Below are 20,936 nucleotides of genomic sequence, written 5' to 3'. Positions count from 1 at the left end.
GACTTTCCCAAAACAATCTAATTAAGAATTTGGACCATGTTGCAAATCAAAAAGAGCTTGAGATAAATAAGATGGTTTTTTTCTTAGTAAATGATGACCTGAGTCCTTTTTCTCGACCAAAACTAAATCAATGTTTGCTATAGCCCCCAAGTCACCAGAATCTTTGAGAAATTTTGTTTTACAATTCCATCGAAGACCTTTCTTAGAAGAAATCCATGTTTTTAGCAATACATCTTCTCCATGCCAAAAGGGCATAATGTATTTTATCCTTAAATCCACTACAGGAAGTTCATATCCCTGATCAGATAAATACTTATATGAAAGCCCAACATCACTAAGGGCATTAATTCTAGCCTCTTCTAGCCACAGCAAATATGAACCATGCCACATAACACCTGCGTGATCAGTGCTTTGAGGTAAAACAATCTTATTAAGAAGCCAAGGCTTTATATCAAGATCTCCAGCCATAAGCTTGCCTTTAGGTCTCAAATAAAAAACTATCCAAGATTATTATTTGAAAATTGAAATTGAAAATTCGGAGAATTAGGCCCTATTAATTAAGTAAGAGCCCTTCTTAGATCTGAACCTTTAGGATTTCTACTTTCTAAAAAGTACTTAGTTTTTTGGACCAAGCTTGCCTTTACCTGAATCAGAGAAGAAGCTTGATTTTTCTCCATCATTAGTGGAGATATATAGACCTACTAAGAAGATCGTTGGAACTCCAACGAAAAGCAAGCTGATAATAAAACCGAAATTGGTGGTTTCCATGAACTCAAAAAGCCGCTAAATGAATTAAGAGATCTTAAGACTATAAAATGGATAAGAGCCAACTCGAATGTAAAAGGCTTGAAGAATTAGATGTTGTAACGAGAAACTTATCAAAGTTACAATTTTAATACCCAAATAAAGAGTTCAAGTTGGAAGGTCCTTAGATAGTGCTTCCTGGATCAAAGCCTGCATATTTCCTGGAGGAGATTGAGGTTTCGTAAATACAACAACTGAAGATTGAACGAGCGCTTGGCAAGAAAGTCTCCAATTAGACGGACGATTACTTAATTTCTCTTTCTCTATATCTGAAAGAGGTGACAATGCTCCCTTTTTCGCTCCTTCAATAGAAACAAAGCAAGTTATGCATTGCCCATAGCCCCCACAATTTCCCAATACGCCTTTAAGTCCATAAAGAGTAATACCTTCCCGCAAGATAACTTCTCGAAGATTTTCGCCTTTTTGACAAGTTACATCTCTTCCTTCCCTAACGAAACGGATAGTTGGCATGGTTCGAAAAGTTACAAAATGGAAACTCAATTGTGACTCCTCATTCGGCCAAACGTGGCTAAATAACTGTCAAGAAAGACATTTAGTCTGATTTTTTAACTGTTTAAAGTCCATTTTTAAAATTGCTGGAATATCAACAGTCATTGCAGCTGGCCATAACCTTCCCATCTTGGCTAGAAGAACCTTTACGATCATCGGGTCTAGCTGCATTAAGCAGCTTCGTTATTCGAAACCTTTACCCATGGGATTGCCCTGGTATCGGGTGCACACAGTCGTAATCAACGACCCCGGCCGACTCTTGGCCGTGCACCTCATGCACACAGCTTTGCTAGCCGGCTGGGCCGGCTCCATGGCCCTATATGAATTGGCCATATTTGATCCTAGTGATCCAGTCTTGAATCCTATGTGGCGCCAAGGCATGTATGTCATGCCATTCATGGCCCGCTTAGGCGTTACAAGTAGCTGGAATGGTTGGGACCTCACTGGAGGTGTCGGCTCATTCGACTTTGATTCATTAGGGTTCTGGGGAAAAGCTCTTCCGTATTCAACTTTTGAAGGCGTAGCAGCTGCTCATATCCTCTTCAGTGGTCTTATGATGCTGGCAGCTATCTGGCATTGGACCTACTGGGATCTTGAACTCTGGGAAGACTCTCGAACCGGAGAACCAGCTTTAGATCTTCCAAGAATTTTTGGGATTCACCTATTGCTCGCAGGTCTTGCTTGCTTTGGTTTCGGAGTATCACTTTCCTCTGTAGGAATGTGGGTTTCCGATTCATATGGTCTTTCTGGACATGTCGAAAAAGTTGCCCCGGTATGGGGTGCAGCTGGTTTCAACCCGTTTAACGCTGGTGGAATAGTTGCAAACCACATCGGAGCAGGTCTTATAGGAATTATTGGAGGAGTCTTCCACATAACCAATAGACCAGGCGAAAGACTCTATAGAAATCTCAGGATGGGAAGTCTGGAAGGAGTTCTTGCAAGTGCATTAGCCGCAGTTCTCTTTGTATCGTTTGTTGTTTCAGGAACCATGTGGTATGGATCAGCAACAACTCCAATTGAGTTGTTTGGTCCAACCAGATATCAGTGGGACTCTAATTATTTCAAAACTGAAATTAATCGCAGAGTTGAAGCAGCTATGAATGATGGTGCTTCTAAAGCAGAAGCTTACGCAGCCATCCCTGAAAAACTTGCTTTCTATGACTATGTAGGAAATAGTCCTGCAAAAGGAGGCCTATTCAGAGCAGGTGCTTTAGTCAATGGAGATGGAGTTCCAACTGGTTGGCAAGGACATGTTTCCTTTACTGACAAAGAAGGTAATGACCTCGAAGTACGAAGAATGCCTAACTTCTTTGAGAACTTCCCTGTAGTTCTTGAAGACAAAGAAGGCAATGTTCGTGCTGACATCCCATTCAGACGAGCAGAAGCCAAATACTCCTTTGAGCAAATGGGCATTACTGCAACTATCTATGGTGGTGAGTTGAATGGTCAAACCTTCACAGATCCAGTTGTAGTAAAGCGTTTGGCTCGCAAAGCACAACTTGGTGAATCATTTAAATTTGATCGAGATCGGTACAAGTCTGATGGTGTGTTTAGAAGCTCACCAAGAGCATGGTTCACATATGCTCATGCATGTTTTGGATTGCTCTACCTATTTGGACATTGGTGGCACGCTGCCAGAACTCTTTACCGTGATACCTTTACTGGTGTCGATCCAGATATTGGAGATCAAGTTCAATTTGGTGTCTTCAAAAAACTTGGAGATGAATCTACTCGTCGTGTTCCTGGGCGTGCTTAATCGCAAGGAATCTTTAGCCACTATCTAAAATCCCTATGGAAGCTTTCTCCTACGTCCTTATTCTCACTCTGGCAGTAGTGACTTTATTCTTCGCTGTCGCGTTTCGCGATCCTCCGAAGTTTGACAAGTAAATGACTAAAAAAGCCCTGCATTAATAAAGCAGGGCTTTTTTAATGGCTTAATTGATAAATAAAATAAAAATCAAGCCTTATATCTATATATCTATCCTTTACCCCTTTCCATAAGCGCAAAGGATAGATAAAGTAAAATTAAACACTATTTTACCCCCTAGGGCACCATGCAATGCCCCTCATGCCAGAACACTGATAGCAGAGTATTGGAATCAAGGTCTGCAGATTCAGGGAAATGTGTCAGAAGACGCAGAGAATGTCTTAATTGTGACTTCCGTTTCACCACCTATGAGAGGGTGGAAACTGTTCCTATAAGCGTTATTAAACGCAGTAACTCTAAAGAAACATATAGCAGAAGCAAATTGATAAATGGTCTTACAAGAGCATGTGAAAAAACTTCTATTAGCAATGAAAAAGTCGAGATGATTGTTGATGAAATTGAAAGTCAACTACAACAACGCAATAACAAGGAAATAAGTAGCTGTGATTTAGGAGAAATGATCCTTCTCCATTTAAAAGAAATTAATGAAGTGGCATATATTCGATTTGCTTCGGTTTATCGACAGTTCAATGGGATCAATGATTTCATTGAAACATTAGAAAGTTTTAAACCTTCTCAGGAATTTGCGACAATTGCTTAATAGCTGAGGTGTAGAGTAGTGTCTCATATCCTTTTGGTTGGCAGGCCCAAAGGAAACACTATCGCATTGCCTTATAGGCATACTGCTAGCAAAACATGTCTGACAATTCCTCTTCTCCTGCAAAAGAATTAGAGATAGAAGAAACTGGAGAAGCAAATCCTCAAGCTGAAATAGCAACTGAGGGCAATGTTGATTCAAAACCTCAAGAGGCTTCTGAAGAAGAATCATTTGCTCAGGAAGATATTCCTTCAGCTGATGATCCAAATAGCAGAGTTAAAAAGTACGACTTTAACGGAGCCGGTTTTTCGCTTGAAGAGTTTGACTCATTATTAGGTAAATACGATTACAACTTTAAACCAGGGGATATTGTTAACGGAACAGTATTCGCCCTGGAGACAAAAGGGGCAATGATTGACATAGGGGCAAAAACAGCTGCCTTTATGCCAATGCAAGAGGTTTCAATTAACCGTGTAGAAGGGCTTAGTGATGTACTTCAACCATCTGAAATAAGGCAATTCTTCATAATGAGTGAGGAGAATGAAGATGGTCAATTATCACTTTCAATTCGTAGGATTGAATATCAACGAGCATGGGAAAGAGTACGTCAGCTTCAGAAAGAAGATGCAACGATTTACTCAGAAGTTTTTGCAACGAATAGAGGTGGAGCATTAGTAAGAGTTGAAGGGTTGCGAGGTTTTATCCCTGGATCTCATATCAGCACCAGAAAACCCAAAGAAGAGCTAGTTGCAGATTTTCTACCTCTCAAATTCCTTGAAGTTGACGAAGAGAGGAACAGATTAGTTCTTAGCCATCGCAGAGCGCTTGTTGAAAGGAAAATGAATCGTCTAGAAGTAGGTGAAGTTGTAGTTGGCGCAGTTCGTGGCATAAAACCATATGGAGCTTTTATTGACATAGGAGGAGTGAGTGGACTTCTCCATATATCAGAAATCAGTCACGAGCATATTGAGACCCCTCATTCTGTCCTCAATGTGAATGATCAAATGAAAGTAATGATTATTGACCTAGATGCAGAGCGAGGTCGAATTTCTCTTTCAACAAAAGCCTTAGAACCTGAGCCTGGAGATATGCTTACAGATCCTCAAAAAGTATTTGACAAGGCAGAAGAGATGGCAGCTAAGTACAAGGAAATGCTATTAGAGCAAGCTGAAGAAGGAGAAAACCCAATAGCATCAATGGAAGTCTGAATTAGGAATCTCAAATGCAAGAGATCCTTCTTAGAGGGAAGCCAATCAAAAAAGTAAGTGGCGTTATCTTCGATAAAGATGGAACATTAGTTAACAGAGAAGAATACTTAATTGCCATAGCTAGATTAAGAGTAAAAGAAGCTGAGAATATATTTAGGGATTCAAATTATCACGCAAATGACATAAGTTCTCTAAGGAAAATGCTATATAATTCATATGGATTAGACCAAAATAATATTAATCCAAATGGTTTAATTGCAATAGCTTCAGAAAGAGATAATTTAATTTCTACTGCAACTATATTTTCAATATTTGGAGAAACATGGGCAAACTCTTTAAAAATGGCAACTAATGTCTTTGAAAAGACATTAGAAGAGATATCAAAATCAACTATTAAAAGCAAAAGTGGTAGCCTTCTCCCAGGATTCAAAAACTTAATCAAAGACTCTCAAATTAAAAAGATCAAGCTAGCCATTATTAGCAATGACTCAAATGAAGGAATAAGAGAGTTTTTAAAATATAATCAACTTGAGAATCAATTTCTTTTTTATTGGAGTTCTGACAATCAACCAGCAAAACCTGATCCAAATGCTGTGATAGAACTATGCAAATCAATGGGTTTAAGCCCATCAGAATGCGCTCTAATTAGTGATGCCGATACAGACATGAGAATGGCACATGATGCAGGCATTTCACTGGCTATTGGATATACAGCTGGCTGGAAGGAGCCACCTTTACTCTATGAACATGATCAACTAATCAGCCATTGGAATGAATTAGGATTCCATTAAGCTTATAAAATAAAAATACAAGTAAATAAATAGCTTTGAGCAACTTCGTTTTTACTTCCGAGTCAGTTACGGAAGGGCATCCCGACAAAATTTGCGATCAAATTAGCGATGCAATATTAGATGCATTGTTAGAACAAGATCCAAGCAGCAGAGTTGCCTGTGAGACTATCGTCAATACAGGATTATGCTTAATTACTGGGGAAGTTACTTCGAAAGCAAACGTAGATTTTATTAATCTTGCACGAGAAGTGATTAAAGAAATTGGTTATTGCGATGCAAAAGCAGGAGGCTTTGATGCTAATAGCTGCTCTGTTCTTATTGCCCTAGATCAACAATCTCCAAATATCGCTCAAGGTGTTGATAATGCGGATGATCATAGTGGAAACCCTTTTGACAAAACAGGTGCAGGTGATCAAGGGATAATGTTTGGATTTGCCTGTGATGAAACACCTGAACTCATGCCATTACCAATAAGTCTTGCGCATCGTCTGTCTAGGCAACTTGCGAAAGTAAGACATGAAAAGCAATTAGGGTATCTTCTGCCTGATGGAAAAACACAAGTCAGTGTTATTTACGAAAATAATGAACCAGTTGCAATTGATACCATAGTTATTTCAACCCAACACACAGAACAAGTTGATGGGATTTCAACTGAAGAAGGGATAAGAAGCCAAATCAGTAAAGACCTATGGGAATTTGTTGTCAAGCCAGCAACAAAAGACCTTTCCCTAAAACCAATCAAAGATAAAACCCGTTTTCTAGTTAATCCAACTGGAAAGTTTGTAGTCGGTGGTCCGCAAGGAGATGCTGGTCTTACTGGCAGAAAAATTATCGTAGATACATATGGAGGATATGCAAGACATGGAGGTGGTGCTTTTTCAGGGAAAGACCCTACGAAAGTTGATAGATCAGCGGCATATGCAGCAAGATTTGTAGCAAAATCTCTTGTTGCTGCAAAATTTGCTCGTCGTGTAGAAGTACAACTTAGTTATGCCATAGGAGTAGCAAACCCAGTTTCAATTTTGGTAGAAACATTTGGTACTGCAAAGTTATCGAATGAAGAATTAACCGATTTAGTAATAAAGAATTTCGACCTTCGTCCTGAAGCAATTATTGAGCAATTTAATCTGAGGAAACTCCCAATGCAAAGAGAAGGGCGTTTTTATAGAGACATTGCATCATATGGACATTTTGGGAGGCCAGATCTAACTCTGCCATGGGAAGATGTCCTTCAAAAATCGAGAGAATTAAACCAAAATCATAAATAAGTCATTGATGTCATCCAATGCACCACTTGTGCTAGGAATAGACCTTGGCACAAGTGGTGTTCGTATAGCTTTAATTAATAATAGATATGAGATAGAACATTTTTCATCCATTAATTATTTAGATGGTTTAGAGAACTGCGAGGGCTGGAAAAAAAGCTGCATGATACTAATTAATGAAATACCTTCTCAGATAAAAGAAAGGCTAATTGGATGTTCTATTGCTGGTACTTCAGGGACACTAATGGGGTGTGATTATGCAGGCAATGCTCTTGGGAAAGCATTGCCATATTTCAAAAAATACATCGTAAAAAACAAGTTTTTGCAAGAGCATTCCACAAACATTCCTCTTCCAGATGGTATTGGAAGAGCATTTCACTTGATTAATATTTTTGGAGAAGAAATCTTACTAAGACATCAGGCAGACTGGATTAGCGGATGGTTACTAGATGATTGGACATGGGGAGAGGAAGGAAACAATATCAAACTTGGCTGGGATCTTTTAAAGAAATCATGGCCAAAAAGTTTCAAGAAGCTTTCTTGGCTAAATGCTCTTCCAAAAATTGTCTCTAGTGGAAAAATAATTGGGAAAATTTCATCAATCAGAGCAAAAGAATTAAATCTTCCTAAAAAACTACAAATCATAGCAGGAACTACTGACTCCAATGCTGCTGTACTTGCAACAGATGCAGCTGCTTCTGAAGGTATTACCATTTTAGGCAGCACTATTGTAATCAAACGTTTTGCAGAGTTTCCGCTTAAAGGCAAAGGAATTACAAACCATTTAGTTGCTGGGCAATGGCTAGTAGGAGGAGCTTCCAATGCAGGTTGCTCAGTTCTTAAAAAATTTTTTAATGATAAAAGTTTAATTGAATTGAGTAGACAAATTAATCCCGAATCAGATAGTGGTTTAACGCTGCTACCTCTTCTATACAAAGGGGAACGGTTCCCTATTGATGACCCCAATTTAGAACCAATTCTTGAGCCAAGACCAGTTAGTGACTCTCTATATCTTCATGGACTACTTGAAGGTCTTGCAAGAATCGAAGCACAAGGTTGGGAAAAAATGAAGGAAATGCAGTTAGGAAAGCCAACAAAAATAATTACTATTGGTGGAGGTGCTAAGAACCCTCAATGGAGAAGAATTAGGGAAAGACAAATTGGCATACCCATTCATAGCTGCTCAAGGCAAGCAGCAGAAGGGGTTGCACGTCTTGCATGGAAAGGAATTATATAGCCAGGCATTAATGAAAGATCTTTTTTCATTAACCGAGGATTCGAAAATGGAAGAATTTCTTTTATAGGAATAAGTGTTGATATAAGATAAATAATGGCTACTTATTTTTTAGCTCTAAGCCGGGATAGCTCAGTTGGTAGAGCAGGCGACTGAAAATCGCCGTGTCCGCAGTTCAAATCTGCGTCCTGGCACCATTAATTCTTAATTTCAGAAGAATAGATGATTCTAGAAATATCTAGGTATATTTATTAATATTGCCCCTAGAAGTGAAACAACCTTAATTTCTAAACGAAGTAATATACTTATTTGAAAAATATTTTCAATCTCAAACTAATCTTCCAAGAAGGTATTAAAAGCAAGGTCTTTAAAATCAAATCTATAGATTATCCTTTTCTAATCACATGATCTATTATCAGATTAAAATTAACTGAAAATGCTAAACCCTAACTCCTACTATAATAATGCTGATAGTTTTGCCATAGTTTTTGATGAGGCTTGGAGGTCCAGTGATTTTGTAAATGATGAAAAATTAACTGTCGAAGAAAAGATACGCATGATCATCGACCAAAATAAAGAGCATCCATATATAAAAAGCTCTCCTTCAGAAGCATTCAATGTTGCAAAGTTTCGCCTACGTTTGCTACAGCTTCAATAACAAAAATCAATTCTTTGATTTTAAATACCATAATTTATAAATTATTAATCTCTATCAGTGAGATAATTTAATTTCGGTCAAATTCTTTTGGAAAACACAAAACAATTACCAAACCTTCAGCTCTTTAGGCTTAGCTTATTTCAAGGGTGTTTAGGCTGCCTAGCAGTAATTTTTGCTGGGATGCTTAATCGCATAATGATTACTGAACTCGCATTCCCAGCTATTCTTGTGGGAGGTGGGCTAGCTTTTGAACAGTTGGTTGCACCTTCAAGGGTCCTATTTGGAAACATTTCAGATAGCTGGCCAATAAAAGGTCGGAAAAGAACCCCATATATTTATTTAGGCTCAGCAGGTTTCTGTTTTTTAGCTGTTTTATCAATACCCATAATTTTCTTAACTGAAAGATCGTTAACACAGGGTTCGTTAACAGCAATTGCAATAAGTGTGATTGGTCTTTGCTCTCTTTTTGCTTTATATGGGTTAGCAATCTCAATGGCTACAACACCTTATTTGGCTCTAATTATTGATCTGACTAATGAAAAGGAAAGGCCTAAAGCTGTTGGTGTGATTTGGTGCATGCTAACGATTGGAATTGTAATTGGGGCAATAGCGATATCTATTACAACCAAGAACCTTGATGGGATTACAGATCCAAGTTTGCTCCAACCAACACTTCAACAATTTATGATTAAGGTTAGTGGGATTATTTTCGCAATAGCAATACTTTCATGCTGGGGCATAGAAAAAAGTGAACATAAGGCATATAAAACTCTTACTAGTAAAAGCAAAGAGATAGGATTAAGAGATGCATGGTCTCTAATTACTTCAAGCAAACAAATATTTATTTTCTTTAGTTTCTTAATCTTTTATACGTTAGGTCTTTTTCTTCAAGATCCAATTTTAGAAAGCTTCGGTGCTGAAGTATTTAGTTTGCCTATTTCAAAAACTACATTGCTTAATGCCTATTGGGGTATAGGCACATTAGTAGGATTATTAATTGGTGGGTTATTAATAATACCTAGAATAGGTAAATATTCAGCAGCAAAGCTTGGATGCTGGATGATTGCTTATTCTTTAGGACTAATAATACTTAGTGGTGTTATTGGCAATAGTAATTTACTATTTGGCATCTTATTTATATTTGGCATAGCTGCTGGAATAGCAACAAACAGTGCATTATCTTTGATGCTTGATCTTACCCTTCCTCAAGTAGCAGGAACCTTCGTAGGCGTATGGGGTCTAGCACAAGCCTTGTCAAGAGCGATGGGGAAGCTAATGGGAGGTGGACTACTTGATTTAGGTAGAATTTTCAGCGGTCAGGACAATCCTTTATCTGCCTTTGCATTTGTATTCACTGTAGAAATAATTATAGTTTTATCTTCAATATTAATACTTAACTATGTAAATGTTAACAAATTCAAAAAGGAAACTTCTGCTAAAATGGAAACGTTAATAATGTCGGAGCTAGAATGAATAAAAATAATTCAAGATACCTTTTATTTTAATAATTATCCTCATGAAAATGATCTCAAAAAATGACCTAGAGAATCGCCTTTCTTATATATATAATTCAGGATCTACTAGTTACAGCAAGAGAAGATTATCAGGGAGCAAAATGAAAACATATATCATGCATTGCAGAAGTAAATGCATGCCTGGCCAACAAAGTCTATTTACAAATAATCCTAATTCTAAACCAAGAGAAGTAAGCAAAAATAGAATGTCGCAGATTAGGGATGCTTTTAAGCTTGCCAATTATGTAAAAGAAAACAATGTAATTGGAGAAAAATCAACCCAAAACTCTAAAGATCTATTTACCTACGAACAATTCCACCCACATAGTGATGAAGCACTTCTTATGGCTATTCAAGCTGTATATATACAAGTCTTTGGCAATTTACGGCCAATGGAAAGTGAGCGGCCAAAAGACATTGAAAGAAGATTGAGGAATGGTGATATCTCAATAAGAGAGTTTCTTAGAAATATATGTAAGTCAGACTTCTATAAAAAGTATTATTTAGAGAACGTTAATCAAAGTAAATGTATAGAGCTTAGTTTTATGCATCTTCTAGGAAGGCCTTTAATTGATAACAAAGAGTTTGAAAGTAATATCAAACTAATTAATGAGGAAGGTTTTGAACGTCATATTGATTCTTTAATTGATTCTTTAGAATATCAGGAAATATTTGGAGAAGATATTGTCCCATATCCAAGATTCTGGAACTCACCATGTGGCAGCACTACATCAATCTTTAAAAAGACAACCTCCTTTAGGATAGGTTCTGCTTCCAGTGATAACGTAACTTATTAAGCAAGCCTCCTCCGCATGACTATAAAAAAGACTTCTTCCAACGAAAGGCCAGGAAATAGATCATCACAAACACCTTCAGGGAAAAAAGTCCCTATGGCCATGTCAATGATGGTTAACTCTATGGTAAGAATGATTCAAAAAGGTAGTAATAATAAAACCTCACTAGATTCTGAAGAGTCATTAAATACTACAAATGGAGATTGAGACATTTGTAGCTAAAAGCCAAGGAGAATGGGTTTCAATGAGAAGTGGGCACTCATTAGCATTTAAACAATTTGAAGAAGTTATTAGCACTATCAAAATCAAACAAATTCCAAAAGAAGACTCAAAAGTTATAGATTTTTTGAAAAAAAATGGATATTCAGAACGCGAGACTCCATCTCCATTCGAAATTTTTTGGGAAGGAGAATCTAACTGGGATGGCAATGATGATACTTTAAGTGGATCAAGCCTATTGATTCCTATTCCAAACTCTAATAATGAAGGAATTATTTTAAGGAGCGCAGGATATGCTGAAAAAGGAAGTGCAATCTCAAAATACAAATTTCTTTCAGATCATACTTTCGTTCTATCAACCGAATACGAGCAAATAATTGCAGAAGAACGTATTTGGTTCATTAACTCAAATACAAGATGCCGTTCCTCCGTTCTTTTTTCAAAAGAATCAAAGGGAATTCTTCAAACTTCCTTTGCCTCAGAAATACGTATAATTAACGAATAAGGATGAAGCCATGAATGGAGAGCATGATAAGAAAATTACTAGGTTTCTGAATACACTTTGTGGGAGTTATAGTAATAAGAAACAAGCTCAAAAACAGCCTAAAGTATACGCACATATCAACATATACTTTAGACTTCTACCATGGGAGTTGTTTCAAAGTATTAGCTTATATTCGGAGCAAAGTTATAACTATTCACCTTGGTCACCGTATAGACAAGCTGTCCATAAATTATCAACTGATGAAAATAATTTGTTATTAGAGAACTATGAAATATATCCATCGGAAAGATTTGCAGGTGCAGGCTTTAACAAACAGATTCTATTATCAATTAAAAAAGAAAATCTCTTAATTAGAAAAAATTGCCAAATGAAATTTAAAGAGATAAGCAAAGGAACATATGTTGGATCTTTAAAAAAAGCTGGTAAATGTATTGTAGAGAGAGATGGTAGGAAAACATATTTAGTGAGCAAGGTGAAGTTTAATAAGAGCAAATTCAAAACTATAGATCAAGGATTCGATATTGAAACAAATAAAAGATTATGGGGATTAGAGGATGGCTTTTTCGAGTTTGAAAAAATACGTTAATCTAAATATTAAATATATTTTGATTGGAATTTCTTAGCTTTTAAGCAGACAAATTTATTTTCATCATATACTCTTTCAATGACATGCTTTATATCAATATTAAGCATATTATTCTTGACCAGTTTCTCAACACATATCAACGCTGCATATCTACAAGCCCAATAAGGTGTTTCCTTCTCGTTTAACCAAGATTCTAAATTTTGAGTAAAGAATTCAATGTCAATTTCCATAGACAATAATATGGCTTGAGGTTTAAATTTCATAAAATCAGGCCACGACTTATCTAAACAATAGTCTACTAATTCCATACTTTTTTTCCTTTGTATTTCTACACTAATTTGAGCATTTCTTAAGAGTATTAAAAGAAAGTAAATGGCTCCATAATCCTTTTTAAATCGCTTTAATTCATCTTGCAAAGCTGGGAATATATAATCAAATCTCATATCTAATAGAGAGCTCAAGGAAGAGTATGCTTTGCAAAAGTCTGTACTAAATAGTCTTTTTATCAATGTTTTAATTTCATTTTGCTTTTGATACTTGTTAGCAGGTCTTATTGCTTTTGGATTATCTAATAAAACAAGATCAATTAAATCTAAAGCATTTGATTTTCCTCGATCATCACTAATTTCAGGCCAAAGTAAATCTATAGCTCGTAATCTGAAAAACGGAGATATTGGAGTTTGAATAATGCTTTCGATTAAGTCATATTCTTTAGCATCAATAATATCTTGAACTGCACATTGGCGATCATTTTGATTAGCAGAACTCAAGTGATCCCTTAACAGGTCAACATTTTGAGATTTGCCTGTCAGGATTTTAATTGCTGCTATAGAAGCACCTTTTACACCTATAGGTATTACCTCACTACTAAGAATTGCATTTATTTTAGATAACTGTGATGTTGCCCCCATCTTTGCCAAGCTCTGAATTAGAACTCTATGGTTTTGATTATTTTCCTCCAATAAAGATCCAATAAGATTATGAATTTCTATATTATCGCAACCAATTTGTTGCAATGCCCAAGCTGAATTCTCAACAATATAAGGGTCTAAGCTCTTAAGGTTTTTTGCTATATGAGGTATTGCTTTTTTTGATCCCATTCGTCCTAAAATTTCAATCGCTTTTCTTTTTGCAAGAAGAATAGGCTTCTCAGCAGATTGGGATTTTACTAAATCCAAAAGAGCTTTTTCGGATTCAGGAGAGGGGTATTTTGCAAGATGAAAAACTGCTTTATAATAATCACTAGATAGATTTAAATCTTGTAAAGGGGTTTTTAAAATACTTAGAGCATCATTTTTGCTTAATTTTGGAAGAGTATCAAAAGCCCCTAAGTTCATCAGTTAAGGAAATCAGGCCAAGTATAAATATATGATTAAAATTAAGATTTTTAATAGATCACTACTTATAAAAACAATTGAAAGAAATCAATAGCCAAAAAAAATTTCCGGAAAGAACTGATTTGAGCGAAGAAGAAGCTTCCGAGCTTGCTTTGGAATTGCAAAAAAAACTAAGGGATGGAGAAAAACCTGAAACAGATACAATTTTAATCAAGAAACTAGTTACTGGTCTAGGAGACAAGAGAGGCCTCCTAAGACGAACTTTTTCAGAAAGTCTTGGCATGATTGGCAAGTCTGCTTTGCCAGAACTTCGATATGCCTTACTGAATAGCTGCAATGTAACGGTTAGAAGAGCAGCAGCTAAAACACTAAAACTTATTGGGGATCCATCTGCCTTACCTGACCTGCTGCAAGCACTTCTTCATGACCATGATCCAGTAGTACAAGGTTCAGCCGTAGGAGCTATGGCAATCTTTGGGGAAGAAGCAGCAGAACTTTTAATAGAAGTTTTGGCGAAACCAAATTCCTCTGAATTACAATGCGGACTTGCAAGCTGGGGGATTTCTTTTATTGGAGCAAGAGCAGGAAGAGTGCTTAAAAGATCAGCTCTTTCAACAAATAAGAAAGTACGTGCATCTTCTATTGCTGCTCTAGGAGACCAAATTCAATTATTTTCTGATAAAGAGGCAAAAAAAATTCTCTGCGATGCTGTAAATGATCCTTCAATAGAAGTACAGATAGAAGCTATTAAATTAATAGGATTCCTTAATGATCATGAATGGGATATCAATCTTATAGCTTCAAAATTAAATGAAGCAAGTCCGGAAATCAGAAGACAGTCTGCATTGACTCTCATGAAATTAAAAGCAATCAATCATATTGCCATCATGAATAATATACTTTTAAAAGAAAAAGATACAGATGTGAAAAATATTCTCAAACTATGCATATCAAATCTTGATGGCATGTCTAAATCAAAATAATGATATTTATAATCATTTATTTAGAACATCCAAAGCACTTTCTCTAACAATTGAATCCAAAGATATATCATCTGCAATCATAACAAGGAAATCCTTAATACTAGGATCAGTTATCTCAGATAATGCAGTTATCTCAGATAATGCAGTTATTGCAGCTTTTGCTCTTAATACATTATTATCCCTACATAATGATTTCAAGCATGGCAGAGATTGATTTCCAAGCTGCCTGAGCAAAGAAACTGTTATTAATATAGATTCAACTGAATCGTCCTTTATAGCAATTTCAATTAAGCTTTTGATTTCTTCTCTTAAATCATCAAGAGAATTTGAAGATGCAACTATTGTTAGGATTTTTAAGCAACTAATTCTTTGAATATTCTCTTTGCTAAGAAAATATAATTGAATAATCTCTTTTACAATTGCTTTCCCAAAAGAAGCAAGTGCCTTAACAGATTTCCTCCTAAGCACAACATTTTTACTATCTAAATTTTTTGTCAATATGGCTATAGACTCTTCTGGCCAAAATTTCTTCATATTTGAAAATGCTTGTTGATTAATATTGGGATTTGGGTGAACAAAATCAACAAAAATATTATCTATGGAAGGTATTTCCTCCTTATCTGACATTTCTAAAAATATTCGAACTATTTATCAAGCTAATGCATTTATCAAATAATCAAGTAGGTTCTTAAACTCTGCCGCAGACTGTTGGCCCATATCATTAGGAACATCTAAATTATCTCTAATAAAAGTGAATGCCTCAATATAAGCTGTAGTTGGAAGTAACTGAGCTCGAATTACCTCACGCATTCCAGCTATTCCCCATTCATCTAGTGGACCTGTTCCACCAGTAACTAAACAGTAATTAATCAGTCGCAAATAATGATGAATATCTCGAGAGCATTTATCTTTATTTGCCTGATTATACGATTCACCTTCTCCAGAATAAACATGATCTAAAGCCTCAGAAGTAAATCTATCTATATGAATAGAAAGTTTTTCAGCTGCTTCTAATCGAGAAGAAGCTCTATCAAAAGATCCTTTAACAGATTCGATGTCGCTAAGAGTAGGGAATCTACCTGCCGCATCAGCCGATGAAATTACTGTAGTAACTGCTGATTTCATTTTCCGATTCCTCCAAAATAAAAAACAAATGTGGTAATCATAAAATCACCATCAACTCAATGCAGTAATAACTCTGTCAAAATAAGAGGCTGCCTCTGCAGCAATATCTTTACACTCTGCACCTGATCCAGAATTTATACCTTCAAACATTTTTCTTCCAGTATTGGTTTCAGTCATAATTGCAACTGTTGCAATCTTCATAATCTCAATTGCTCGAATTGCATTTGCGAGAGGAACACCTAATGCTACATAGGTTTCTTTCAATCCATTAATACATCTATCATCTAAAACAGATGGATCACCAGAAAGGAGCGCATAACTTACATATCTAAGAATAATTTCTCCATCCCGCAAGCATGCAGCCATCCTTCGTGTTGGATAACAATGACCCCCAGGTTGCGTAAGTCCAGTATTTTCACAAACCATTCCTGATATAGCATCTGCAGCTATACAAGATACATTTTGAGTAATTGCAAGGGTTGCATCTATTCTTTTATTTGCATCAGCAACATATTTCCTTAACATAGTAAGCTCTGCACTCCCAATGGGAGATCCTTTAGAATCAGCAGTGACTACAGCTCGTGAGAATGCATCAAGCATCTGGAATATCTAAAAAGCCAGAAAGTTATGTGATCAAAGTGCCCATTACCTAGTATGCAAAAGCACTAAGATCCAATTTAACTCTACTTGAAGCATAGATAAGGCGATGGGATGGCACTCTGCAACGCTTCTTAACTGAAGCATTCTATAGTTATTGAAGATGGCAAACTATTTCAAGAAGAACCTCAATTATCAATAAGTTCTCTGGATTTTAAGCTAGCCTTTTATTGCATTGATTCAAGAAACCTTGAAAGCATCTCAAAAGGAACTCAATGACTCCATAGAAGAATTGAGGAATTATAGTAATAGGCTTACGAAAGAAATTACAACTATGTCGCAGAAACTGCGGATATCAAAAGAAAAAATACAAGCATCAATAAATGAAAATTTGGAATTAAAAAATATAGCCGAAGCAATTAAAGTTCTAATAAATGAACAAAAAAAGATTTCTAATCCAAATAACAACTTAGGTGCAAATCAAGATTTAACTGATTCTTAATTATTCAACTATCTATCAAGAAAAAGTAATATTATGAACAATACACTTTCTTTCCTTAATGGTCTTAACGAAGAGCAATCTAAAGCAGTAAATCACTATGAAGGACCATTGCTTGTTGTTGCCGGTGCAGGAAGTGGGAAAACAAGGGCTTTAACTCATAGGATAGCGCATTTAATAACAGATTATAACGTTGATCCAACAGAAATTCTTGCAGTTACTTTTACAAATAAAGCTGCAAGGGAGATGAAAGAAAGGCTAGAGATATTACTCACTAAAAAGCTCTCTGAGAATGAATTCACTCAACCATTAGAAACATTACATATATCAATACAAGGACAACTTCGCAATCGCATTTACAGGGAAATAACTAAAGATCTATGGATAGGAACATTTCATGCATTATTTGCAAGATTACTACGCTTAGACATTGAAAAGTTCATAGACAACGAAGGACTAAAATGGACTCGTCATTTCTCTATTTATGATGAAACTGATGCTCAGAGTTTAATAAAGGAAATAGTGACTCAGGACATGCAACTGGATCACAAAAGATTTGAGCCTAAAAAGATTCGTTGGGCAATAAGTAATGCAAAAAACAAAGGTATTCTTCCAACTGAATTAATGGCAAAAGCTGAAGGCCAAATAGGTAAGATAACTGCCCAAGTTTATAGTATTTACAGGAAGGCTCTTGCTGCTAACAATGCTTTAGACTTTGATGATCTTCTCTTACTCCCTGTACAACTACTACAGCAAAATAAAGAGGTTAGAGAATATTGGCATAATAGGTTCAAACATTTATTAGTAGATGAATACCAGGATACTAACTGGACTCAATATGAATTGATCAAATTATTAGTTACCAATGGAGAAGAGCCCTCTCTTTTTAAAAAGTGGATAAAGCGTTCTGTTTTTGTAGTTGGAGATGCGGATCAAAGCATATACAGCTTTAGAGCCGCTGACTTCAGAATATTAATGGGTTTTCAAGAGGACTTTAGTAACACAGTTACTGATAATTCTTCCTCAAACATTATCAAACTTGAAGATAATTATAGGTCCACTTCAAATATACTTGAAGCGGCAAACTCATTAATCTCTAATAATAAAGAAAGGATCGATAAAGTATTAAAACCTACGCGCAATAGTGGTGACTTAATAAAGCTTACAAAGTGTGATGATGAAATATCTGAAGCAGAAGCTGTAGTTCATAGGCTAAGGATTATTGATGCAGCTAATAATAATATTAATTGGAGAGATATTGCAATTTTATATAGAACTAATGCTCAATCAAGAGTTATTGAAGAATCTTTAGTGCGTTGGAATATTCCATATATTGTTGTTGGTGGTTTACGCTTTTATGACAGGAGAGAAATAAAGGATGTTTTGGCATATTTAAAACTGCTAATTAATCCATCAGATAGCGTAAGCTTGCTAAGAGTTATCAACGTACCCAAAAGAGGAATTGGTAAAACAACTATTCAAAAATTTACAGATGCAGCGGGTCAATTGGGTATTCCGTTATGGGAAATAGTTACAGACACAGAAGCCATCCGCACTCTAGGAGGACGGTCTTCTAAAGGATTATTGGCTTTTAGAGAAATAATTCAAAGTTTGCAGGCACAAGCAAACAACTTAGATCCTTCTGAAATCATTCAATTAGTTTTAGAGAAAAGTGGGTATTTAAAAGAACTAATTGCAACGGCAACTGATGAAGCTGAAGAACGGAGGAGAAACCTTCAGGAGCTAGTAAATGCTGCTCTTCAATATCAAGAAGAGAATGAAGGCTCTGACTTAGAGGGTTTTCTAGCTACTGCTGCTCTTGCCAGTGATGCAGACAACAAAGAAAACTCTGTTGATCGGGTGACTCTAATGACCTTGCATAGTAGCAAGGGACTTGAATTCCCAGTGGTTTGTCTTGTTGGAATGGAACAAGGGTTATTCCCAAGCTATCGTTCTCTAAATGAACCAGCTTCTTTAGAGGAAGAGCGTAGGCTATGTTACGTGGGCTTAACTAGAGCAAAAGAAAAGTTGTGCCTCTTTCATGCTACTGAAAGAAGACTATGGGGCGGAATGAGAGAGCCTGCTGTTGCGTCAATATTCCTTTCCGAAATTCCCTCTGAACTTCTTGAGGGTGACTTGCCACTTTCAGGGGGGACCGCTCTAAGAAAAGACAATCACCTTGAGAGGTTAACCCGTCTAGACAGATCTCCACATTCATCAAAACCCCATATTGACTCTGAGCAGGAACCAAAGAATTCAATTAGACGTCGTCACTCCGGTCCAGCTCCTGGCAAGTCATGGTCAAAAGGAGATTTAGTTATTCATTCAAGCTTTGGCAAAGGAGAAATTACTCATATTTTTGGGAGCGGAGAAAAAATATCAATTGCTATTAAATTTGATGGAATGAGTCCAAAGATTCTTGATCCAAGGCTTGCACCAATTGAACTAATCCAGCAAGAGCATCCTAATGACCAAAGCAATTAGTATTGGAAATGATAAGTAAAGACTCTAATTTCGTAATCACATGAGGACCCGTGAAAATCGGGAGTTAAAAAATAATCTTCCAGGTGTACTTAAGGATCTTTTGAAAGATTTAGTTACAGCTGCAGATTTAGCTGGAATCCAAAGAATTGCCTTAGTTGGCGGGATTGTTCGTGATCATATTATTGCTCTAACTCAAAACAAATCAATCGAGAAAATTCATGATGTAGATCTTGTCGTGGAAGGCTCTGCAGAAATTCTTGCAAAAAATATAAAAAGCCTTCTTGGTGATTCCAGAGTCGATATCATTCGTTTAAATCCAGATTTTCAAACAGTTGAATTAAAAATTGATGATGTTTCCTTTGATATTGCGAGAGCAAGAATAGAGAATTATCTAATACTTGCAGATAATCCCGAAATAGAGCCCAGTTCTATTGAGAAAGATTTATTAAGACGCGATTTCACAATTAATTCTATGGCATTCGATCTTAGGCATAATAAACTAATAGACCTATTTGAAGGGAGCGATTCAATATTAAGGGGGGAAATTAAATTTCTACACCATAAAAGTGTTGCAGAAGATCCAACCAGAATAATTAGAGCTGCACGTTATTCAGCAAGACTAAATTTTGACCTCTCTAAAGAATCATTACACCAAATAACCTCTACAATCAAGACATGGCCTTGGTTGTCTGTACTTGAAAATTCAAGTAAGAATACTCCTCCAGCTCTCGCCAAAAGGCTTGAGATGGAGCTTAGACTTTTATTAGAGAAAGAAGAGAATTGGGAAAAAGGCATTGAACTATTGCAGCAATGGGGTGCATTAATATTGCTTGACGAAAATATTCAAAATGATAATCAATGGAAACGGAGAGTTCACTGGGCAGTTCGATTGGGAATCAATCCCTTAACTGCATTTATTGCAGGGGCAGCAAATCCATTACATATAGCAACGAGATTACAAATACCAGAATGCCAGAAAAACTTTTTACTTGAAAGTTCTCAAATTACCAAGCACTTTCATTCGCTAAACATGTCAAACACAATTCAAAAATGGGGAGCAGCAAGATGGTGTAATGAGATTGAATCTTCTAATTGGAAAAAGGAATCTATAGGTATTGCAATATGCTTAGGCATACCAGTTTGGAAGCCTTTATTACGATGGTGGGCTAAATGGAGTCTAGTCAAAGCAAAAACATCAGCAAAAGATCTTCTTGCAAATGGATGGCCAGAAGGTCCACTTTTAGGAAAAGAATTAAAAAGGCTTAGAGATATAGAACTTGAAAAATATTGAATGACCT

Annotated in this window: 25 protein-coding genes and 1 tRNA gene; 18 read left to right on the top strand and 8 right to left on the bottom strand. The window is 36.3% G+C overall.

All coding sequences use genetic code 11. The annotated features are described in order from the left end of the window. Positions 1 to 21: 21 nt before the first annotated feature. The 4 genes from EV07_RS01660 to EV07_RS09720 form a co-directional block, all read right to left on the bottom strand. On the bottom strand, positions 22 to 468 hold the full coding sequence (locus EV07_RS01660; RefSeq protein ID WP_036916806.1) for an acyl-CoA thioesterase: 447 nt from the start codon (positions 466 to 468) through the stop codon (positions 22 to 24). A 147-nt stretch (positions 469 to 615) separates the two neighbouring features. Further along, on the bottom strand, positions 616 to 768 hold the full coding sequence (gene psbM, locus EV07_RS09325) for a photosystem II reaction center protein PsbM (protein WP_036931433.1): 153 nt from the start codon (positions 766 to 768) through the stop codon (positions 616 to 618). A gap of 144 nt (positions 769 to 912) precedes the next feature. Next, the gene (locus tag EV07_RS01655; RefSeq protein WP_036916606.1) at positions 913 to 1,275 is read right to left on the bottom strand and encodes a 2Fe-2S iron-sulfur cluster-binding protein; all 363 of its coding nucleotides are present in this window, start codon (positions 1,273 to 1,275) and stop codon (positions 913 to 915) included. Between the two features lie 69 nt (positions 1,276 to 1,344). Next, positions 1,345 to 1,485: a hypothetical protein gene (locus EV07_RS09720; RefSeq protein WP_193742680.1), complete on the bottom strand. Its 141-nt coding sequence runs from the start codon at positions 1,483 to 1,485 to the stop codon at positions 1,345 to 1,347. Between the two features lie 31 nt (positions 1,486 to 1,516). Between EV07_RS09720 and psbB the strand changes: the two genes are divergently transcribed. From psbB to EV07_RS01590, 14 genes are all read left to right on the top strand, one after another. Continuing rightward, positions 1,517 to 3,070, top strand: a complete 1,554-nt coding sequence (gene psbB, locus EV07_RS01650) for a photosystem II chlorophyll-binding protein CP47 (protein WP_036916605.1) — start codon at positions 1,517 to 1,519, stop codon at positions 3,068 to 3,070. A 35-nt stretch (positions 3,071 to 3,105) separates the two neighbouring features. After that, positions 3,106 to 3,201, top strand: coding sequence for a photosystem II reaction center protein T (locus EV07_RS09320; RefSeq protein WP_072013299.1), 96 nt, complete (start codon positions 3,106 to 3,108; stop codon positions 3,199 to 3,201). Positions 3,202 to 3,368: 167 nt separating this feature from the next. Continuing rightward, entirely contained in the window at positions 3,369 to 3,842 is a 474-nt protein-coding gene (nrdR, locus tag EV07_RS01645; RefSeq protein ID WP_036916603.1) for a transcriptional regulator NrdR, read from the top strand. A 95-nt stretch (positions 3,843 to 3,937) separates the two neighbouring features. Further along, positions 3,938 to 5,047 carry a 30S ribosomal protein S1 gene (locus EV07_RS01640; RefSeq protein WP_036916601.1) on the top strand — a complete coding sequence of 370 codons (1,110 nt, stop codon included), beginning with the start codon at positions 3,938 to 3,940 and terminating at the stop codon, positions 5,045 to 5,047. Between the two features lie 14 nt (positions 5,048 to 5,061). Then, positions 5,062 to 5,838: an HAD family hydrolase gene (locus EV07_RS01635; RefSeq protein WP_036916600.1), complete on the top strand. Its 777-nt coding sequence runs from the start codon at positions 5,062 to 5,064 to the stop codon at positions 5,836 to 5,838. A gap of 35 nt (positions 5,839 to 5,873) precedes the next feature. After that, entirely contained in the window at positions 5,874 to 7,106 is a 1,233-nt protein-coding gene (metK, locus tag EV07_RS01630) for a methionine adenosyltransferase (protein ID WP_036916597.1), read from the top strand. A gap of 7 nt (positions 7,107 to 7,113) precedes the next feature. After that, a complete protein-coding gene (locus tag EV07_RS01625) occupies positions 7,114 to 8,340 on the top strand; it encodes an FGGY-family carbohydrate kinase (protein WP_036916595.1) in 1,227 nt (408 codons plus the stop codon). Between the two features lie 118 nt (positions 8,341 to 8,458). Beyond that, positions 8,459 to 8,534: transfer RNA gene (locus EV07_RS01620), tRNA-Phe, on the top strand. Positions 8,535 to 8,773: 239 nt separating this feature from the next. Beyond that, on the top strand, positions 8,774 to 8,995 hold the full coding sequence (locus tag EV07_RS01615; protein ID WP_036916594.1) for a hypothetical protein: 222 nt from the start codon (positions 8,774 to 8,776) through the stop codon (positions 8,993 to 8,995). A 180-nt stretch (positions 8,996 to 9,175) separates the two neighbouring features. After that, on the top strand, positions 9,176 to 10,468 hold the full coding sequence (locus EV07_RS01610; protein ID WP_081936920.1) for an MFS transporter: 1,293 nt from the start codon (positions 9,176 to 9,178) through the stop codon (positions 10,466 to 10,468). Positions 10,469 to 10,517: 49 nt separating this feature from the next. Beyond that, positions 10,518 to 11,306: a phycobilisome rod-core linker polypeptide gene (locus EV07_RS01605; protein WP_241433965.1), complete on the top strand. Its 789-nt coding sequence runs from the start codon at positions 10,518 to 10,520 to the stop codon at positions 11,304 to 11,306. Between the two features lie 15 nt (positions 11,307 to 11,321). Then, positions 11,322 to 11,510 carry a hypothetical protein gene (locus tag EV07_RS01600; RefSeq protein WP_036916588.1) on the top strand — a complete coding sequence of 63 codons (189 nt, stop codon included), beginning with the start codon at positions 11,322 to 11,324 and terminating at the stop codon, positions 11,508 to 11,510. Beyond that, the gene (locus tag EV07_RS01595) at positions 11,500 to 12,027 is read left to right on the top strand and encodes a phycobiliprotein lyase (RefSeq protein WP_036916586.1); all 528 of its coding nucleotides are present in this window, start codon (positions 11,500 to 11,502) and stop codon (positions 12,025 to 12,027) included. The genes EV07_RS01600 and EV07_RS01595 overlap by 11 nt, the downstream gene beginning before the upstream one ends. A 10-nt stretch (positions 12,028 to 12,037) precedes the next feature. After that, positions 12,038 to 12,613 (top strand): chromophore lyase CpcT/CpeT, encoded by a 576-nt coding sequence (locus tag EV07_RS01590; protein WP_052043788.1) that lies wholly within the window; start codon positions 12,038 to 12,040, stop codon positions 12,611 to 12,613. Between the two features lie 8 nt (positions 12,614 to 12,621). Here the strand turns inward: EV07_RS01590 and EV07_RS01585 are convergent, their stop codons facing one another. Beyond that, positions 12,622 to 13,950 (bottom strand): HEAT repeat domain-containing protein, encoded by a 1,329-nt coding sequence (locus EV07_RS01585; protein ID WP_052043789.1) that lies wholly within the window; start codon positions 13,948 to 13,950, stop codon positions 12,622 to 12,624. Positions 13,951 to 14,072: 122 nt separating this feature from the next. Between EV07_RS01585 and EV07_RS01580 the strand changes: the two genes are divergently transcribed. Next, entirely contained in the window at positions 14,073 to 14,933 is an 861-nt protein-coding gene (locus EV07_RS01580) for a HEAT repeat domain-containing protein (RefSeq protein WP_241433964.1), read from the top strand. 12 nt (positions 14,934 to 14,945) lie between these two features. Here the strand turns inward: EV07_RS01580 and EV07_RS01575 are convergent, their stop codons facing one another. The 3 genes from EV07_RS01575 to EV07_RS01565 are packed head-to-tail and all read right to left on the bottom strand — an operon-like array spanning position 14,946 to position 16,658. After that, the gene (locus EV07_RS01575; protein ID WP_036916585.1) at positions 14,946 to 15,560 is read right to left on the bottom strand and encodes a HEAT repeat domain-containing protein; all 615 of its coding nucleotides are present in this window, start codon (positions 15,558 to 15,560) and stop codon (positions 14,946 to 14,948) included. A 24-nt stretch (positions 15,561 to 15,584) separates the two neighbouring features. Further along, positions 15,585 to 16,058, bottom strand: coding sequence for a bleomycin hydrolase (locus EV07_RS01570; RefSeq protein WP_036916583.1), 474 nt, complete (start codon positions 16,056 to 16,058; stop codon positions 15,585 to 15,587). A 51-nt stretch (positions 16,059 to 16,109) separates the two neighbouring features. Next, positions 16,110 to 16,658: a bleomycin hydrolase gene (locus EV07_RS01565; RefSeq protein WP_036916581.1), complete on the bottom strand. Its 549-nt coding sequence runs from the start codon at positions 16,656 to 16,658 to the stop codon at positions 16,110 to 16,112. Between the two features lie 247 nt (positions 16,659 to 16,905). Between EV07_RS01565 and EV07_RS01560 the strand changes: the two genes are divergently transcribed. Genes EV07_RS01560 through EV07_RS01550 form a run of 3 tightly spaced genes read left to right on the top strand, consistent with a single transcriptional unit; the run spans position 16,906 to position 20,929 of the window. Continuing rightward, the gene (locus EV07_RS01560) at positions 16,906 to 17,157 is read left to right on the top strand and encodes a hypothetical protein (RefSeq protein ID WP_072013303.1); all 252 of its coding nucleotides are present in this window, start codon (positions 16,906 to 16,908) and stop codon (positions 17,155 to 17,157) included. A 33-nt stretch (positions 17,158 to 17,190) separates the two neighbouring features. After that, positions 17,191 to 19,638, top strand: coding sequence for a UvrD-helicase domain-containing protein (locus EV07_RS01555; protein ID WP_036916578.1), 2,448 nt, complete (start codon positions 17,191 to 17,193; stop codon positions 19,636 to 19,638). 40 nt (positions 19,639 to 19,678) lie between these two features. Continuing rightward, the gene (locus tag EV07_RS01550; protein ID WP_036916576.1) at positions 19,679 to 20,929 is read left to right on the top strand and encodes a CCA tRNA nucleotidyltransferase; all 1,251 of its coding nucleotides are present in this window, start codon (positions 19,679 to 19,681) and stop codon (positions 20,927 to 20,929) included. Positions 20,930 to 20,936 lie beyond the last annotated feature (7 nt).

Origin of the sequence: Prochlorococcus sp. MIT 0603 (genome assembly GCF_000760215.1) — a bacterium.
In the GTDB taxonomy this organism is placed as follows: domain Bacteria; phylum Cyanobacteriota; class Cyanobacteriia; order PCC-6307; family Cyanobiaceae; genus Prochlorococcus_E.
The sequence above is the reverse complement of the archived record's forward strand: the minus strand, read 5'-3'. Positions and strand labels throughout refer to the sequence as shown.

Bases quoted from the DNA above. Each gene is read 5' to 3' on its own strand.
- EV07_RS01660 (WP_036916806.1), bottom strand. From the start codon at position 468: ATGGCTGGAGATCTTGATATAAAGCCTTGGCTTCTTAATAAGATTGTT.
- psbM (WP_036931433.1), bottom strand. From the start codon at position 768: ATGGAAACCACCAATTTCGGTTTTATTATCAGCTTGCTTTTCGTTGGA.
- EV07_RS01655 (WP_036916606.1), bottom strand. From the start codon at position 1,275: ATGCCAACTATCCGTTTCGTTAGGGAAGGAAGAGATGTAACTTGTCAA.
- EV07_RS09720 (WP_193742680.1), bottom strand. From the start codon at position 1,485: ATGCAGCTAGACCCGATGATCGTAAAGGTTCTTCTAGCCAAGATGGGA.
- psbB (WP_036916605.1), top strand. From the start codon at position 1,517: ATGGGATTGCCCTGGTATCGGGTGCACACAGTCGTAATCAACGACCCC.
- EV07_RS09320 (WP_072013299.1), top strand. From the start codon at position 3,106: ATGGAAGCTTTCTCCTACGTCCTTATTCTCACTCTGGCAGTAGTGACT.
- nrdR (WP_036916603.1), top strand. From the start codon at position 3,369: ATGCAATGCCCCTCATGCCAGAACACTGATAGCAGAGTATTGGAATCA.
- EV07_RS01640 (WP_036916601.1), top strand. From the start codon at position 3,938: ATGTCTGACAATTCCTCTTCTCCTGCAAAAGAATTAGAGATAGAAGAA.
- EV07_RS01635 (WP_036916600.1), top strand. From the start codon at position 5,062: ATGCAAGAGATCCTTCTTAGAGGGAAGCCAATCAAAAAAGTAAGTGGC.
- EV07_RS01625 (WP_036916595.1), top strand. From the start codon at position 7,114: ATGTCATCCAATGCACCACTTGTGCTAGGAATAGACCTTGGCACAAGT.
- EV07_RS01615 (WP_036916594.1), top strand. From the start codon at position 8,774: ATGCTAAACCCTAACTCCTACTATAATAATGCTGATAGTTTTGCCATA.
- EV07_RS01610 (WP_081936920.1), top strand. From the start codon at position 9,176: ATGCTTAATCGCATAATGATTACTGAACTCGCATTCCCAGCTATTCTT.
- EV07_RS01605 (WP_241433965.1), top strand. From the start codon at position 10,518: ATGATCTCAAAAAATGACCTAGAGAATCGCCTTTCTTATATATATAAT.
- EV07_RS01600 (WP_036916588.1), top strand. From the start codon at position 11,322: ATGACTATAAAAAAGACTTCTTCCAACGAAAGGCCAGGAAATAGATCA.
- EV07_RS01595 (WP_036916586.1), top strand. From the start codon at position 11,500: ATGGAGATTGAGACATTTGTAGCTAAAAGCCAAGGAGAATGGGTTTCA.
- EV07_RS01590 (WP_052043788.1), top strand. From the start codon at position 12,038: ATGAATGGAGAGCATGATAAGAAAATTACTAGGTTTCTGAATACACTT.
- EV07_RS01585 (WP_052043789.1), bottom strand. From the start codon at position 13,950: ATGAACTTAGGGGCTTTTGATACTCTTCCAAAATTAAGCAAAAATGAT.
- EV07_RS01575 (WP_036916585.1), bottom strand. From the start codon at position 15,560: ATGTCAGATAAGGAGGAAATACCTTCCATAGATAATATTTTTGTTGAT.
- EV07_RS01570 (WP_036916583.1), bottom strand. From the start codon at position 16,058: ATGAAATCAGCAGTTACTACAGTAATTTCATCGGCTGATGCGGCAGGT.
- EV07_RS01565 (WP_036916581.1), bottom strand. From the start codon at position 16,658: ATGCTTGATGCATTCTCACGAGCTGTAGTCACTGCTGATTCTAAAGGA.
- EV07_RS01555 (WP_036916578.1), top strand. From the start codon at position 17,191: ATGAACAATACACTTTCTTTCCTTAATGGTCTTAACGAAGAGCAATCT.
- EV07_RS01550 (WP_036916576.1), top strand. From the start codon at position 19,679: ATGAGGACCCGTGAAAATCGGGAGTTAAAAAATAATCTTCCAGGTGTA.